General features: G+C 62.0%; 13 protein-coding genes. 1 reads left to right on the top strand and 12 read right to left on the bottom strand.

The annotated features are described in order from the left end of the window. Nucleotides 1-26: 26 nt before the first annotated feature. The 11 genes from ACI3K3_RS00780 to ACI3K3_RS00730 form a co-directional block, all read right to left on the bottom strand. Nucleotides 27-2,525: a TonB-dependent siderophore receptor gene (locus ACI3K3_RS00780; protein ID WP_404911466.1), complete on the bottom strand. Its 2,499-nt coding sequence runs from the start codon at nucleotides 2,523-2,525 to the stop codon at nucleotides 27-29. Nucleotides 2,526-2,723: 198 nt separating this feature from the next. Beyond that, nucleotides 2,724-3,743 carry a FecR family protein gene (locus tag ACI3K3_RS00775; RefSeq protein WP_404911465.1) on the bottom strand — a complete coding sequence of 340 codons (1,020 nt, stop codon included), beginning with the start codon at nucleotides 3,741-3,743 and terminating at the stop codon, nucleotides 2,724-2,726. 124 nt (nucleotides 3,744-3,867) lie between these two features. Then, nucleotides 3,868-4,371, bottom strand: coding sequence for a sigma-70 family RNA polymerase sigma factor (locus tag ACI3K3_RS00770; protein WP_404911464.1), 504 nt, complete (start codon nucleotides 4,369-4,371; stop codon nucleotides 3,868-3,870). A 328-nt stretch (nucleotides 4,372-4,699) separates the two neighbouring features. Next, on the bottom strand, nucleotides 4,700-7,471 hold the full coding sequence (locus ACI3K3_RS00765) for a TonB-dependent receptor domain-containing protein (RefSeq protein ID WP_404911463.1): 2,772 nt from the start codon (nucleotides 7,469-7,471) through the stop codon (nucleotides 4,700-4,702). 325 nt (nucleotides 7,472-7,796) lie between these two features. Continuing rightward, nucleotides 7,797-8,783: an AraC family transcriptional regulator gene (locus ACI3K3_RS00760; RefSeq protein WP_404911462.1), complete on the bottom strand. Its 987-nt coding sequence runs from the start codon at nucleotides 8,781-8,783 to the stop codon at nucleotides 7,797-7,799. Nucleotides 8,784-8,929: 146 nt separating this feature from the next. Next, a complete protein-coding gene (locus ACI3K3_RS00755; protein WP_404911461.1) occupies nucleotides 8,930-9,715 on the bottom strand; it encodes a carboxymuconolactone decarboxylase family protein in 786 nt (261 codons plus the stop codon). Nucleotides 9,716-9,732: 17 nt separating this feature from the next. Continuing rightward, nucleotides 9,733-10,590, bottom strand: a complete 858-nt coding sequence (locus ACI3K3_RS00750) for an SDR family NAD(P)-dependent oxidoreductase (protein ID WP_404911460.1) — start codon at nucleotides 10,588-10,590, stop codon at nucleotides 9,733-9,735. A 44-nt stretch (nucleotides 10,591-10,634) separates the two neighbouring features. Beyond that, nucleotides 10,635-11,426, bottom strand: coding sequence for a sugar phosphate isomerase/epimerase family protein (locus tag ACI3K3_RS00745; RefSeq protein ID WP_404911459.1), 792 nt, complete (start codon nucleotides 11,424-11,426; stop codon nucleotides 10,635-10,637). Then, nucleotides 11,423-12,706: an MBL fold metallo-hydrolase gene (locus ACI3K3_RS00740; RefSeq protein WP_404911458.1), complete on the bottom strand. Its 1,284-nt coding sequence runs from the start codon at nucleotides 12,704-12,706 to the stop codon at nucleotides 11,423-11,425. Before ACI3K3_RS00740 ends, ACI3K3_RS00745 begins: the two co-directional genes overlap by 4 nt. Next, the gene (locus ACI3K3_RS00735; RefSeq protein WP_404911457.1) at nucleotides 12,703-13,992 is read right to left on the bottom strand and encodes a sulfotransferase family protein; all 1,290 of its coding nucleotides are present in this window, start codon (nucleotides 13,990-13,992) and stop codon (nucleotides 12,703-12,705) included. Before ACI3K3_RS00735 ends, ACI3K3_RS00740 begins: the two co-directional genes overlap by 4 nt. Beyond that, entirely contained in the window at nucleotides 13,989-14,807 is an 819-nt protein-coding gene (locus ACI3K3_RS00730; RefSeq protein WP_404911456.1) for an SDR family NAD(P)-dependent oxidoreductase, read from the bottom strand. Before ACI3K3_RS00730 ends, ACI3K3_RS00735 begins: the two co-directional genes overlap by 4 nt. Before the next feature lie 178 nt (nucleotides 14,808-14,985). On the opposite strand from ACI3K3_RS00730, the gene ACI3K3_RS00725 reads away from it, so the two are divergent. Continuing rightward, nucleotides 14,986-15,726: a FadR/GntR family transcriptional regulator gene (locus ACI3K3_RS00725; protein ID WP_404911455.1), complete on the top strand. Its 741-nt coding sequence runs from the start codon at nucleotides 14,986-14,988 to the stop codon at nucleotides 15,724-15,726. Here the strand turns inward: ACI3K3_RS00725 and ACI3K3_RS00720 are convergent, their stop codons facing one another. Further along, the gene (locus ACI3K3_RS00720) at nucleotides 15,727-16,560 is read right to left on the bottom strand and encodes an SDR family oxidoreductase (protein ID WP_404911454.1); all 834 of its coding nucleotides are present in this window, start codon (nucleotides 16,558-16,560) and stop codon (nucleotides 15,727-15,729) included. Nucleotides 16,561-16,566: the final 6 nt, after the last annotated feature.

Below are 16,566 nucleotides of genomic sequence, written 5' to 3'. Positions count from 1 at the left end.
GCGACGATCCTGGCAAACGTGCGCCATCAGAACCGATAGCGCGCCGTAAGCATGGCGTTGCGCGGATCTCCGTATACGCTGGTCGGAAAGGCAAGACCGGATTGCCCGGTGAGCGAGCGGTAGTATTTCTTGTCGAACAGATTGTTGACGTTGAAGCGTATGTCAAAATTCGGCGTTGCCTGATAGCTGGCGTTCAAGCCGACAAGCGCGTAGGCCTTTTGCTCCTCGTGGTAAGCAATGCCTGAGGTTGTTCCGTTATTATAGATCGTGCTTTGCCAGTAGAACGAACCGCCGATCCGAACCTTGTCCATATCTCCCGGAAGACGATAGTTCGTGAGAACCTTCACCAGGTGGCGAGGCACGTCCGTATCGAACAGAGTGCCGATCTTCGTGGCATCCGCGTCCTTGCGATATTTGGCCAAGGTATGAGAATAGCCAGCGGTAATCTGCCAATCAGGCGTGATCGCCCCGTCTATTTCGAAGTCGATGCCTTCGGCGCGGACAAGGCCTGCCGCTTCGTAACAGGTTGCAGTGGGATAGGTGCTGCACTGGGTCTGGTCACTGATCCGCGCGGCTCGGTTGGCCTGATCCATGCGGAACAGCGCGAGTGAAAGATTCAGGGTATCGTCGAAATACGAGCCCTTGATGCCGGCCTCGTAATTCTTTCCGAGAACTGGCGAGAGCAATTGGCGATCGACATCATAGTAGTTTTGCGGCTTGAAGATGTCGGTATAGCTGACATAGACAGAGTGATGACGGTCCAGATCGTAGATCAGGCCGGCATATTTCGTCAGGTGATGATAGACCTCGTAGTGGTTCGATGTGTTCCAGCGCGGCTGTGCATCCGAATATTCGTACCAGTCCAGCCGCGCACCGGCGATCAGCTTCAGGCCGTCGGCCAGATTGAGACGCGTGGTCGCATAGACATTGGTTTCCTTGATATCGCTGTCCAGCCACGGCAGGATGGTGAGATCGGGCCTGGCGATTGCGGATGGATCGAAGTTGTAGAGGTCAATGTCGCGCGCCATGAGCCCGCCCTGGTTGGTATTGCCGTCGAACTCCACCCGGCGATATCCACCGCCCAGCACCAGTTCATGCTCCCGTCCGAACAGTTTGAACGGGCCGCTGGCATAGAGCCCATAGCTGCTCTGATTTTCCTCATGCTCGTTGAGGGCATTCAGCAGGTCATAGGATCCGTTCGCGACGTTGGACCGGATATAGTGGCCCAGCATGTTGAGCTTCGCCCATACCTTGTAGGCCGAGAGGTTGACCTTCCACCCGTTGTCGAACCGGTGCTCCAGCGACGCGAACAGCGAAGTGCTGTCCTTGTCCCAATATTCCCAGTCGCTCGCATAGGATGTCGAACGCGGAAGATCGAGATGGCTGCCATCCGCCGCGACAGGCATGCCGGTGAAGCCGTTGCCGTCGAGATCGTCTTCCTGACGTGTCGCCGAAACACTGAGCGTGGTGCGCGATCCGAAGTCCTTCTCGACGATGCCGTAGAGCATGTTCCGCTTGCTGTGCTCGCGGTCGCGGAAGCTTTCCTCGTCGTTGTAGGTGCCGACGACGCGGGCCCTGAGCGTGCCGTTCTTGTCGAGCGGCCCGGAAAGATCGGCCTCGACGCCGTAGCGGTTCCAGTTGCCGACATTGCCGGCAATCGAGAATTGCGGATCCAGGGTCGGGCGTTTGCGGACGAGGTTGATCGCCGCTGCGGGATTGCCGGATCCGATCGTCAGCCCCGCCGCTCCGCGCACGATCTCCACGCGATCGTAGATGGCAATGTTCGGATCGACCAGATCCTGCGACAGCTGCGAACTGGAAAGCGTGACGGGTAGCCCATCGAACAGGAGGTTATCGACGCTGAGGCCGCGCGCGTAGAAGCGCTGACGCTGTGGCCCGCTCGTCCAATAGAACACCCCTGGCACGTTCTGGATGACATCCTTGAGCGCCAGCGCTCCCTGGTCCTCTATCGCCTGCCGGGTGACCACGGTGACAGACTGGGGCGTTTCGCGGATCGACAGCGGCAGCTTCGTCGCGGTCGCCATGCTACGGGTGGTGTAGGAGCGGGTGCCTTCGGTCGCCGCCGGATCGCTTGTCACGCTGGCCAGGATACCGCCGCCCGCGCCCTGTCCCTCAACCCGCACAGGCCCCAATTCGATGGCGCCCTGGGCGGAAGGGGCCGCCGTCAGCGTGACGATGTTTCCCTCGATGCGATAGCTGAGGCCGGTTCCAGCCAGAAGCCGGCTTAGGGCCTCCGGCGCGCCCATGCTCCCCGACACGGCGCTGGACGTGCGGCCGTCCGGGAGGGACGCCGGCACGCTGACCTGCATGCCGGATTGGCGCCCGAAAATGGCGAGAGCCGTGGGCAGCGACTGCGCGGGAATGTCGAAGCTTCGGTTTCCTGCCGAGCGAGTTTGCGCCTGAACCGGCGCGCTGAAAGCCACTGCCAGTGTGGAGCCTGCGAGAAGGGCTGCTATCCACAATGCCCGCCCATTGCTCGCCCCTACCTTACCCCCAGTCGTCATTGTCGAGAACGCCCTTCATCCAGTTACAATCCGAGGGCGGCATTCAGGCATTTCCTGAAAATGCGAAGCAGATGCAATATGCCCTCGCTTTGTATCGACTGCGGAGGCTCAGGATTTTTCGGAAAAAAATTGAGAAACCGAATTTTTACCGAAATTGGCGGCGTGCTCGGCGGCTTGAAAACCGGGCCATTGCGGGGTTCAGTCCTCCGAAAGAACCAAAATCCATGGGGTTATCTGAGTTACCCGGCCGCCATAGGCTTTCGTAAGGGCCTGCATGGCATCGGCTGGATGGCGGAGGTCGTAGATGCCTGTGACCCGGCGCTGTGCAAGGCCATCCGTTCGCATGACGATCAGGCCCTTGTACCAGGGACGCAGAGCCGCAACGACGTCGCTCATGGGTTGGTCCTGGAAGGCGAGTTGCCCGTCGCGCCAAGACCCCATCAGGTCTGCCGACGCGCTATGTCTTGCAATCGTTGAGCCGATCGAGATCGCCTGCCCTGCGGTAAGACGCTCCGAAACGCGCTTGTTCGGCACATCGCCTTCGACCTCCACGATGCCATCCTCGACGGCGACATGGACCCGGTCCTGGACCATGCCTACCTCGAAGGCGGTGCCGATGTCGGTCGTGGTGACATTGCCTGCCAGCACTTGAAACGGGCGGTCGGCCTTGTGCTTCACATCGAACCACGCCGTACCGCGCAGGAGGGTGATACGGCGGGCCTGCGATGAATAGGCGATCTTGATGGCGGACTTGGGCGCAAGATAGGCGCGCGTGCCATCTTCAAGCGTAAGTGCCCTCACTTCACCTGTGCCTGCCAAAGCGTCCGCCTGCCAACGCAGGGTCATGTCCGGCGCGACCACGATTCCCAGAACCGCAGCGGCTGCTGCCGAAACGGCAATGCCTATGGACCGACGCCCGCGACGGTGTCGAACGCCTGGGACAGGATGTCGGCGGGATGGCCGCCCGGCAGTGATCGTGGAGCCCTCGCGCTTTCGTGGCTGAGACCAGCGCTCGCGATATTGCGGTTCGGTTCTGCCGATACCCGCGTAAGCCTGTGCCGTTTCCTCCCATGCGGCGGCGTTTTGGCTATTGGAGGAGCGCCAGGCTTCGAACCGCGCTCGCACCGCGTCATCCTCTGGTGCTTCCCTCAGCGCGACGATCCAGTCGAGCGCCTCGGTATCCGCTCGTTGCGCCATGGCATCGTGATCTTCCGTCATCGCCGCTGCTCCGACTGATAGTCCATCGCTTTTTGCGGAGCCGATGGGCGACGAGCAATCGCCGCAGAATAATAACTGTCTGGCATCGATCTTTTTCGGATTTTTCGTGAACGCGACATCGGGCTTACCGCAGCCTGGAGCGGCAATGCGCCACGCCTTCGGTGACGAGTTGATGGGCAAGCGTTACGGAAATGCCAAGCTCCTCGGCAATTTCCCTGAGTTTGGCCCCACCAAACCGATGCATCTCCACCGCAATCCGCATCCGCTCCGGAAGCTCCGCCAGGGCTGCCGTCAGACGATCGACCTCGGCTCTGGCAAGAGCGGCCTGTTCGGGTGACGGTTGGTCGGCCGCCACGCCGAGCAGCACGGTGTCCCCGTCCGCCTCATGCGTGTCGACATGTCGCCGTGCACGCCGGATCCAATCCAGGGCCAGATTGCGTACGATCCGGGTGAGATAGCCGCCGGGGCTTTCCAGCACTTGTCTGGACGCCATTTCACCAAGGCGGAGATAGGCCTCCTGAACGACCTCTTCGGCATCGTCCTGATCGCGTGTGATCTTCCGTGCATAGCGGATCATGTCCCGCCGCTGATCGGAGATCTCTTCAAAGTCGAACTTGGAAATCGCCACTTACATCGCCTTGGTCCATGGCGCGTAAGGGCACTTCCAGTTCCACATCTTGCGAGCCAGTCGCAACAATAGCGGGAAGCACGCGGCTTTGCAAATGATGCACAACCTGCCTTTGAACGACCAGCGCCTTTCGAAGAGCCGAAATGACGTTCTCGATGCCCGGTCGCCGTTCGGTAAGGCCTCTTCGCCAGAGATCCTCGCCGGGCCTTCCCCGACGAGGGGGTATTCATTCGCCGTTTGGGCTATCGATTGCTCAGCCCTTTCCGCGTAATGCAAGCAATGAAGACCCAACGACCTGGGCGTATTGGCCCAGGTCGTTGGGTAAGTTTCAGAATTTCTTGCTGATGCCGAACTGGACGACGCGGCCGATCGTGAACGCGCTGCCCGAAGTCGTATCTATGCCCAGGCCGGTCGCCGAGCGAAACTCCGGCGGAGCCACATCGAACAGGTTCTGGACATTGAGCGTAAACGAAAGGTCGCTGGCCCAGGCCGACTTGGATTTTACGTCGTACTTGAAGAACAGGTTAATTGCATCGAACGCTGAAACCCGTGTCTGCCCGAATTCGACCGTGCCGCGCTTGTATCCCGACGTATGGTTCCAGATCACCTGAGCCCGCAGGCCGCCGATCTTGGTACCCAACGTCCCCTGGATACGGAACACGGGCGTGTTGAACGCGAGATCGTCGGAAACCGGCAGGGATGGCAGCGCCTGCGACTTCTGCGACAGGCGGTAGTTGCCGGTGACGCTTGCGTCGAACGAGCCGATACTGGTGTCGAGCAAATAGTTTGCAGAGAAGTCGAGCCCGTCAAGCGTCGCCGTACCCAGGTTGCGCGAACGCGTATCGAGCGTGACGAGCACCGGGGAACCGGTGCCGCCCGAAGTGATGATCGCCTGCGAAGTCGAGTTCGGATTGGCTACTGTGAAGTTGAAGTTTGCCGGGTCGAACTGCGTCAGATATTCTGCCAGTTGCTGCCCGCTCGGTCGAACCGCATAGAGCTGCGGAAAATTCGCATAGTAGTCGCTAAGGTCCGCGCCGGTTACCGGCCTGCCGATCGTCCCGGTCAGTTCGATATTGTAGTAGCTGACATTCAGCGTCAGTCCCGGCACGAAGGGCGGCTCTATTTCGGCGCCGATCGACCAGTTTGTGGCCTTCTGCGGTTGAACCCCCGGCGCAGTACCCGAGACGAACAGTCCGATCTCTCCCGTAGCGGCGGTGACGCCGGGCGGCGGGCGCAGGAAGGCGGCGGGAACGGTTGCTACGGCCGAGGCGAGGACGCCGAGTTGATCGACCGGCGACGGAGCGGTGAAGGATTTGCCCCAGTTACCGCGAATTGCAATCCACTCGACCGGGCGCAGCGTCGCGGCGAGCTTCGGATTGAAGGTGTCGCCAAAGTCGCTGTATTTGTCGTATCGGCCCGATGCCGAAAACGTCAGTTCGTTGATGAACGACAGGGCGTTGTCTTCGCCAATGACGGGGATCGAGAGTTCCCCGAACACCGAGTCCACCTTCTGCGTATATTTGGTCGGATTCTGTAGCACGTAAGTGGAGGCGTTCGTCGTGCGCCGCGTGAAATTGTCCTGCATATGCTCATAGCCGGCAGCCGCCCGCAGCATCCCACCGGGAAGCGCGAAGACCGGCCCGTTGACGATGGCGCGATAATCGTAAAGTTCGTTGCGGCCACTGCCGGTCGCATAGCGGCGCAGGCCGGATACAACGCCGGGCGCGGTGGCCCCGACATCGTAAGGATTAAGCGTGCCGTTTGCGAGCGCGACCGACTGCGCGGCGGCGCTGATCTGTGCGTTCCTGAACGAGGTCGTGGCGATGCCGTAGCTCGCCAGGCCGCTGAACTCCCAATCGGAACCAAGCTCGATCGAGATCGAGGGCGCGATGCGCCAGGTTTCGAGGTTGGTCTCCTGCGTGGCGGAGCGAAGCCCGTAAAGGGGGCTGTAGTCGAACCTGACCACTTGCGCTCTTCCGGCATTGGCGTCGGCGCTCGACAGGTAGAACGGCGAAGCCGTCGTCAACGTGGCCTGGCCCGCAGCCCCGGTTCCAAGCGCGCCGGTGCCAAGCGTGCCGCCGATCTGTTCGATCTTGCGATTGGCGTAAAGCGCGGTCATGTCGAACCGCACGCTACTGCTGAGATGCTGGTTGAGCCGGGCGAAGACGGTGTGCAACGTCGAGGTCGGATAGATCGCCACGGGATCGGAAAAGTCGCAGGTGTTGGGGCCGCCCGCGACCAGTCCTGTTCCACCCGGAACGTATGAGGTCGTGCCGATCGTGGCATTGGGAGCCGCGCAGTTGCGGCCCGTCGGGATATCCGTGTTCCAGTCGACCTGCTTGATCCAGTCGCGATCCGAGCCAAAGACGCTGTCGTGATGCGAGTAGCCGTAGGCGACATAAAGACCGCCCGTTCCCCAGTCCTTGCCGGCAAGCGCGCTGGCCTCGATCGATTGGTAATCGTCGCCGATACCGTAACGGGCATCGGCCTGAATGCCGTCGAAGCGATCGCGCGTGACGAAGTTGATGACACCGCCGATCGCATCCGAGCCATAGACCGCCGAACCGCCGTCGGTCATCGCCTCGACCCGGCCGATTACGCCGGGGGCGATGATGTCGGGATCGACGGCGATCTGCTGGATGCCCGCGCCGACGACGCGCTGGCCATCGAAAAGGACGAGCGTCTGGGCGCCGCCGCTGGTGTTGGCGCCGGGCAAGTTGCGCAGGTTGGGCCGGTTGATCGGGTTGCTGCCGTTCGCTCCGGGCGTGGGCGAGATGCCGGCGGGCAGAGCGTTGAAGAAGTTTCCGACCTGCGGGACGGTGGCAAGCACCTGGCTGGTAGAGGCCGCACCGGTGGCCGCGATCTTGTCGGCATCGACATTGATGACATTGTTGCCGGCCGGAGCGATGCCACGAATGAGAGTCCCGATCACGACGATCGGCTCGCTGGTCACCTGATCCGCCGCCGGTTGTTCCGGGCTAGGTGGCAGGCTTTCGGTCCGCGGCGGTTCCGATTGGGCAAGGGCGGTACCGGGCAGCAGGGCGATGGTCGCCGCACCCAATGCAAATCGGGCGCATGAACGCTTGTAAATACTTGCCATTTCTTTTTCCTCCCCTTGGCGAACTCGCAGTAGAATTCGTCATCCAATCCGTCTCGTCAGCTTTGATCTGATCGAGGCAAAGCGGTCCCTTCCCGCAAAGCGTTGGTTCCGCCTGCGTTTCCCGGATCCGGTATGGGTTTTGGCTTTTGGCTGATCGTGCCTCTTGCGGCGATGCCGTTGGGGAACCAATCGTTGCCATGCGCTCAGGTCCGCTCTTGCTCCCTTTCTCCCTCTTGCGTTTACAAGCAAACCTCGCGGATTCGCCGCCAAACGAACTTGCTCTCTCTGTCAGGTGATGCGCCAATAGGCGCCTATTTGGCTTGACTTATCCGGACATGGGCGCGTTTGGGCGCAGTTTTCGCTTCAATCGCGTGGGCGACGTTCCAAACCAGCGGCGGCAACTGCGAGAGAAGATCGACTGCTCCGCGAAGCCCAGCTTTTCGGAGATTTCGTGAAATTCAAGGTCGGTGCGTTCAAGGTAATAATGCGTCAATTCCTGCCGGACGCCGTCTTTCACTTCCTGAAAACTCAGCCCCTCGTCGTGAAGCCGGCGTCGCAGTGTGCGCGGATGGATACTCAGCGCCTGGGCCACACCCTCGCAGGAACTGTCTCCTCCAGCGAGTGACCGAAGCACCAGCCCACGCACTTCCGCGTCCACGGGAAGTTGTTGCTTGGGAAAGTGCCGGGCAATGTAACGCGTCATGTCACGATGGACGTATTCGTCCTGGCTGACGATGGGGCGGGACAGATCTTCCGGGTAGAATATGATACCGTCCGCCGGTTCTCCGAACAGCACCTCACATCCGAAATTGCGCCGGTAGAGGCAAGTCGGCGACACCGGTTCGTGACGGAAGTGTATCTTGCGCGCACGCGCCAGCCCGCCGGTCATTTCCATGGCTTCGAGGTGTCCGATCAGCAAAAGCTGCTCGATCGCCTGGGCACGGTCGGCAGTTCCAGTCAGCAGCAGTTCGTGTCCCGCAAACGTGCTCATCCGATCCGATGCCTCACTCAACCAGACGCGGGCCGCTCGACTGTGCGCCGAGCTGTTCTCGCTCGCAAACCTGACGGCATCCCCGAAGGTCCTCGAATTGCGCATGACATGGCCCAGCGGGCCGAACACGGCGCCTCCGCGTTGGCGAATGGCAAGCCGCATCCCCAGGTCCGGGCGACCGAGATTTCTTGCCGCCGTGTCGAGCAGCCGGATCGCTTGTCGGTACGTCAGGCCGCCCGAACATTCCGAATAGTCAGCGGCGGGAATTTCGACCTGTTCCAGAAGCGCGCCAAGGTCGCCTCCAAGCTCGGTCAGAAGCACCGAAAAATGCCGCAACAACGGAGTAACCAGTCGCTCGAATTGGGTTTCGTTTGCTGTAGGCAAGACAAACGCTTCCTTCCGATATGGCGTGTGGCCGCCCGTTACGATCAGCAGTTTTCAAGACGCCTGGTCATATTTCTACGCCTTTATGCATCCCAGCCCAAGCCCGCCTCGAAGTTCCTGATCATGGCGATGACGGCGCCCTGAATGATGGAGGCTTTGGGCCAACCGGCATGCACCGCATATTGCAGAACGAATTCCTGCAATTCTTTGGCGGAGCAGTTGCCGCTCGCCATTGCTGCATGGAAATGCGTCTTGATCGGCGTAGGCGCACAACTCTCGGAAACGCCCACGAGCGTGATCCAGCGTCGGGACCGTTGGTCCAGTGCCGAACGTTTCCACATTTCGCCGAAGACGAAGTTGTCGATCCCCGCTTCGAAGAAGGGCGTGACCGGCGGTGGGCCTGGAAAGCCCATTACGGCGTTGAATTCGTCGATCCCCTGCTGAACGCGCTCCTGCGGATTCCAGGGTTCGCCACGGATTGGCGCAAATGCAGCCGGGATGAGCCCCAGGGTCTCTGCGCACCGCGATATGGAGCGATCCAGCTCGACCCCACGCGACCATCCGGCATAGACGGCAATGTGGAGTGCGGCCTCGCGCAGTTCGATCAACGACAGATCGCCACAGGTCAGCGCACCGCGTACATAGTCGTCCAGGACGTCGACCGGGCCGTTGCTGCTGGCCGCGCTTGCGATCGCGATGAAATAGCGTGAGCGTCGGTCGAGGCCGGGGCGGCTCCAGATTTCAGCGAAGATATAGTCTCGCCAACTGGCTTCAATCGGTGTCGCCGGTCCATCCAAGGCCCGTGCGATCACGACTGTACCGACATCGCTACCGACTTGCGTCCGCTCTAGCGGGTCAAGAAAATCCATGGTTTCGCTCGCTCCGCTCAGGCGTTGAGGGAATCGATCACGTCCTGCGTGATGCCGGGGCGACCGGTGTCTCCGGCGAGAAACTCCTGGTGCTTCTTCTCGACAAATGCGTCCGGGTCGGCGGCCGCCTCGACCAGGGTAGGCCATGCCTCCTGATGCGTGGGCACAAGGATGCGGCCCGCTTCCATGGCGTCCGACAGGATATTTGCCGTGCCCTGCTGGGACATGACCTGAAGGTGGCTGCCGGGCGCTCGCATGATGTAGTTCTCGCTGAAATGCTTCATTCCATCGACCGAGGTGGTCATTACCGGGCCGGGACAGAGGCAACTGACGCCGATGCCGAACTGCTTGAGATAGAGCGCCAGATTTTGCGACATCGAGACCACGGCCGCCTTGCAGGCAGCATAGTGGATCCGGCTCGCGGCGAAAGGATAGAGACCGGCGAAGCTGGCGGTGTTGACGATATGCCCCGAACCGCGCGCGATCATGCGCGGCACGACGATATTGTTGGCGCGGACCATGCCGAAGAGATTGACGTCGAACATCCGCTGCCATTCGGCTAGCGGGATGTCCTCGGGGTTGCCGCCTGACAGGATGCCGGCATTGTTCATGTGGATGTCGAGTGGCCCGAGGGCCTGTTCGGCCGCATCGATCGTTACCGCTACCGACGCCTCGTCCAGTACATTGCAATGAAGCCCGATGGCGTCGGCGCCCGATTTGCGCAGAATTTCTGCCGTTTCCTCGGCGCCGTCCCGGCTGATGTCGGCAACCGCCACGCGGGCGCCGCGCAGAGCCCATTCCTGCGCGATGCGGCGGCCGATGTTCTGCCCGGCACCGATGATGAGCGCGCTCTTGCCAGCGAAGGTCTCCGACATCTGTTCCTCTCCCTGCCTGTTTTCAGGCGTATTTCGATTGTGATTTAGACGTTCATGGCATCGAGCAGATCGGATGCCGCCTGAATACCCGCGCGGAGTTCGCCTTCGTCGGTCTCGGCGGCATAGTCGGCTGGAACGACCTCCAGATCGAACACGCCTTCATAGCCCGCGTCGAGGACGTCCCCCATCATGCGCTTTAGCGGTAGATCTCCTTGGCCGATGTGCGCACGGCCTCCGCGACCCGAAATCGCGATATCGCCGATCTGCACCAGCGCGATGTGCGGCATGGCCCGCTTCAGCGTCTTGGGCAGTCCGCGCTCCATCCAGTTGTTGCCGAAGTCGGAAACGATGCCGAGGCCGGTCCTCTCCGCCACCTCGATCGCGTCGGACAGTGTCGTGCAGAATGATGCGCTCGTTCGCAGGCTAGGTTCGAAGGCCGCGATGACGCCTTGCCGCCGCGCGTGTTCGACCGTAGGGGCGACCGCTTCGGCAAAAAGTGCGCAATCCTCGTCCCAGTCGCAGCGGATGGTCCGGCCGGTGGTGAAATAGATCGAATGGCCTTCGTGCGCTGCGACAAGATCGATCATCTCTCGGTGGATCGCGCGCGTCGCATCCCAGTTTGATCGGTCGGCAAGCTGGAAACCCGCCGTGATCAGCGTGCTTATGCGGATGCCGACGCCGTCCAGCGCGGCCAGCTTGGTCTTCGGATCATCCGCGATCTTGTTCATCAGCAGGCCGGCATGGCGCACGCCCATGTCCCTCCAGAGCGCAAGCTCCCGCTCGAACGGCCACTGGAACGAGCACATGGCGTCAACGGAAAGGCGGGCGTTTGTCATTGTTTTGCCTCCGCCAGCGCATCCTCGATCCGCCGGATCTCGCTTTCCAGCCAGCGTACCTCACTGAAATTCTCGCGTCCGGCGGCCGTCAGGATCACGCGCTGCGCCTCCAGTTGGATGCCAAGGGCGCGGCGATGGGACGGCGAGGCGGGTTCGACCGCTTCGGCAACGTGAAGGGCCTTCAGCGGCTGACTATCGCTGAGGTAGCGGTTTGCAAGGTCGAGAGCCGCCTCCGCGCCGCCCGCCAACGCTATCAGGTCCGGGAATACGGAATTGGCCGGCGTGCCGTAGAGTTCGGTCGTCGATTCATAACGGAACCATCCCAGATGCTCTTCCCAGATCGAGCGCACGATCCAGGGCACTTTCCCATGGCCCTGCGGGATCGCCAGCTCTTGGGGGAGCACAATCGTCTCCATCAGTTCCCACAGGCTCTTGCCGGCGTTCATGCCCTCGAACGTGGCATCGCGAAGGTACTGCGCGGCATCGCGCATCCTGGTGAGACTGTCCCGGATCGTTTCCGCGCCGCGAATGGGCTCGCCATGCCCGGTGATCAGGACTTCGGGCTCGAGATCGATGACGCGCTGAACGCTGTCGATGTACCACTGGACGTAGCGATAGCGATCGCCACGAACCGTGTAGAGGTTCGGCACATGACCGAAGATGGGGCCCGTCATGTTGCCGGTAAAGACGATGCGGTCCTGCGGCAGCCAGACAACCAGCGAGTCCACGGTCTCGCCGCCGGGAACGGAAAGCAGTTCGAAACGGCGTCCGCCCAGTTCGAAAGAGTGCGTGTCGTGGAAGGTCGTCGTAAGCACGGGCTCGGGCCGCTCGGTCAGTTCCCGCTTCTGGTCGCGGCTCCACAGGCGCCGCGATCGGGCCGCCATCGCCGGGCCGAGATCGCGATATTGGGTCCGGACGAACGGCAGGTTGGCCTGGCCGATGGTCTCCACGCCGGGCGCATTGAAAGTCGGCCAGCCGCCGATGTGGTCTTCGTGGCTCTGGGTGAAGACGATCTTGCGGATCGGCTTGTCGCTGACGGCCGTGAAGCGTCGCTTGTTCTCGGCCGCGCTATAGATGATACCGGTGTTGACCAGCACATCGCCGTCGCCGGTCGTGACCAGATAGAGGTTTGACACGTCTCTCGACATGAAGATGCCGTTGCCGAGATCGACGGCGTCCTGCGTTCCGGCACCGTCGTTGATGATCTGGGCATTGAGCGGCTGATTGGCATCGCGCATCTTCTTCGGCTCCCCTCCGCGAATGTATCCGGTATGGTTCACTGCACTTCCTGCTTCACCTTGAAGCGGTCGGTGTAGCAGGCAAAGCGCTGGCGCAGCGCGGGGATGTCGAGATTGAAATCCCCGGCAAGGTCATAGACGACCCGCCCGTCCTTCCCCCGCGGATGGCTGTCCATGTAGTCGCGCATGTCGGCCACGCTCTCGTCGCTGGCGGGAAGGCCGGCAAATTCCAGAACGCGCTGCGCGGTGCCGATATCGTCGGCGATGACGTCGCCGAACAGGATGTCCAGCCGCTGGCCTTCCGCCACCTTGTCCATGTCGCGCAGGTAAGCGCGCAGCATCCGCTCGATCCGGTCGACCCAATAGGCAACGTGGCCCGGGACGTCGGGCTGCTTCTGGTGCGCGAGTACCGAGAGCCCGCGCATGGTCAGCACCGATTGCAGCAGTGCCAGCGGGTCGCGGTGGATCTGGACGATGGAGGCATCGGGATAATTGGCGATCAGCGCGGGGATCTGTTCGCTATGCTGGTTACCCTTGAGGATCCAGCGACGTTCCGAGGGGAACTGATAGGCGATCGCCTTCAGCATCCGCTTGCCATAGGCATAATGCGGCGTCTGGTCGTGGCCGAGCAGATAGTCGCGCCAGCCTGGGACTTCGGCCATCCATTCCCATTGGTAGGTCGTGAAATCCGGCATCTGCAGCTCGTTCTCGCCGCAGGCATGGTCGGGGGAATGTTCGTGCATGGCCGCCATGATGGCATTCTGCTTCATTCGGTTCCAATGGGCGCTGGAGCGTACCCAACGCGGGTCGAGCCCGTCCGCTCCAGCCGCTTCGCCCGGCGCGAGCACGGCTTCGGAGCCGAGGTAGGCCGGCAGGTGGCGCAAACGGCGGTCGGCGGCGATCAGGTTTTCGAGGTGGGTCGTGCCCGATCGCGGCAGGCCGACGATGATGATCGGGCGGTCGATGACTTGATCGTCAACCTCCGGATGCGCGTCGAGGAAGGCCTTGTTCTTGAGGCGATTGGCCGCCTGCTTCACGCAGGCGGCACGGAACTGGGCCTTGGCAAAGCGCCACAGGTTCGGGTTCGCCGCGACTTCGCCGGTCAGTGTGCCCAAGCGTTCGGTGAAGTCCATCGGCCCGAAATCGGAAAGTCCGGTCTGCGCCCTGGCATCGGCGAGGATGCCTTCCACCGACATGTCGAGTGGCTCGGCCTCGGCGGCTTCAAGCTCGGCGCGGCGATCGGGCGCAATTCCGGGATTGCGGAACTGCTCGACCTTGAAGACCTTGGTCTGGACCTTCTCGGCGTCCTTTGTGGGAGCAGCGCTCATGCCCGGCGCTCCGCTGCGGTGTTGAGCTTGCCGGCGTTCGCCATCCATCCGCCATCGACGCGCACAAGGTCGCCGGTGTGATAGCGCGAGGCATCGCTCATGAAGTAGACGCCGATGCCTTCGAAGTCCGACGGATTGCCGAAGCGCGGGATCGGGCAGCGTTCGCGCACCTGGCTGCCGAGCGGCGAGTCCGGACCCTGATCCTTCACGGTCTCGCTCTCGGTATAGCCCGGACAGACGGTGTTCGCGCGGATGCCGTACTTGCCGAGATCGACGGCAATGCCGCGTGCCAGCGCCGCCATCGCGCCTTTCGATGCGTTGTAGTGCTGCATGCCGATCGAGCCGGTGACGGCCGAAAGGCTGGCGCAGAACAGGATCGATCCGCCCGGATCGCCTGCTTCCGCGCGGGTGCGCATGTGACGGGCCGCCTCTCGTGCGAGGTAGAACGCGCCGTGCTGGTTCACCGAAAGCAGTTCGTGCCAGGCTTCGCCCGTCATATTGGTGAAGCAGCCCTGGTTCTTCATGAGGCCGGCATTGGCGATGGCGCCATCGACGCGGCCCATGTGTTCGACAGCTTCTGCGAAGGCTTCTACCACGCGCGCTTCGTCCGCAACGTCCACTTCCTGCGCGAAAACGCGGCCGTCGAATTCGGCCAGTTCGCGAGCCGCTTCCTCGTTCCGGCCCTTGCGGCGCCCCCAGATCACGACATCGCCGCCCGCGCGGGCGATGCCGCGCGCGAAGCCCAGGCCGATACCCGCATTGCCGCCCGAAACGACGACGACGCGGCCGCTCATGTCCCAAGGTAGACGTGCCATGCCTCTCTCCAATTTTTATCCTGAAAGGGTTTTCGGCGGCCCTTCTGACCCCGATTCCCTCGTTGAGATGATTTAAACAGGATACTCTATAAGCTTGTCAAGCGATCGAACCCAGTCCCGCATCGCCGCTGCGAACAGACTGGACGCGGGGCAGGGTTTTGTGTTTTGACCCACGGTGATGACCAAGCGTGAAACCAAGTCGGCCCTCGATGCCGCTGCCGAAAGACTGAGGGAGATCGTCCTCTCCCGCGAGCCGGGAGCCGCTCTCGGGCGCGAAGAGGCGCTTATTTCCGAGCTTGGCTTTGCCCGCGCCACCGTTCGCCAGGCGGCGCGTCTGGTCGAACGCGAGGGGCTACTGCTGGTTCGGCGCGGCAACAACGGCGGCTATTTCGGCTCGCGTCCGGATGCCTCGACGATCGAGACCGTCGTCAGCACCTATCTCTCGACAGTGGATGTTCCGCCGCAAGACGTCACCGTGATCGCCACGGCATTGTGGGTGGAGGCGATGCGCAAGGCTGCCCGCGCGCCGCATCACGAAGTTGTCGAGACGATCGGATCCTTGCTTGAACGCACGCAGGCGATGTCGGACGATGCCACCTTCGACATGGTGCGTGAACTGGAGCGGGAGACGCAGGACATTGTCTTCAAACTGGCCGACAGTGCCTACATAAAGCTGATCTTCGATATCAACGTCGCGTTCTCGCGCCGGACTTACCAAGGGCCGGTGATCGACGACGTTTCGCCAGAGCATCGCCAGTTCGTGCAGAGCTGGCGCAATGCCCGGTTGATGGAATTCGGCGCCTTGCTGCAAGGCGATCCGGAGTTGGCGGCAATCGCCAGCCAGTATAGCCGCAAGGTCTGGGCGCGGCGGATCAGGGCGCGTTTTCAGATGAGACAGGAAGACGAAGCTGTCGATTGATCACGGACTGGTGAGAGCGGCGCTCAGGCCGCCATCGACCAGCAGGTCCGTGCCGCTGATGAAGGCGGCGCGCGGCGAGATGAGGAATTCCACGGCATCTGCGATCTCGTGCATTGCGCCTTCGCGCTGTAGCGGGCTCTTGGCGAACATCCGCGCCTTGTTGGGGCTCTCCGCATAAGCGCCGCGCCCCATCGGCGTGGCAATCATGCCGGGTGAAAGCGATACGATGCGTGCACCTCGCTGCCCCCATTCCGCTGCTTTGTGCCGCGCAAGCATGAGCAGGCCGGATTTGGAGAGCGCATAGGCAGTGGGCGGAGTCGCGCTATCGGGCCCTAGATGCTCGGCCAAGAGATCGGTGAGGTCGTTGTGTAACGGTTCGGACAGGAGTTGGTGAGCTACTGCATCCGGTTGCGAGAGATGTGCGGCCATGGAGGAGATCACAACGGCGCATGATCCCGGGCTTGCCAGTGGCAGCAGACTCGCTGCGACGAGCGCGGGGCCGCGCAGATTGACGTTCAGGATCGCTCTGAAGTCATTCGCAGCGATCGACAGTCCCGCGACATGGATCAGCGCACGAAATCCGCCGTTCTCCTCCACGATTCCGGCCAGCGTCGCGACGGAGGCGGCGTCCGTCACGTCGCATTGTACGGCCAATGCCTCGCCCCCTTCGTCGACCAGCGCGGCTGCCTGACGCATCGCCAGCGTCTCGTCGATATCGGCCAGGATGACCCGGTGTTGCTGGGCCATCCTGCGAGCGATTGCCATGCCCAATCCGCCCGCCCCGACCACTACGGCGTTGGGCAGGTCCGACCGGGTGATCGGCGTGGAGTTCATCGTCGG

This window comes from Novosphingobium sp. ZW T3_23 (assembly GCF_044987305.1).
Classification (GTDB): Bacteria; Pseudomonadota; Alphaproteobacteria; order Sphingomonadales; family Sphingomonadaceae; genus Novosphingobium.
This window is presented reverse-complemented; position numbering and strand designations above follow the sequence as displayed.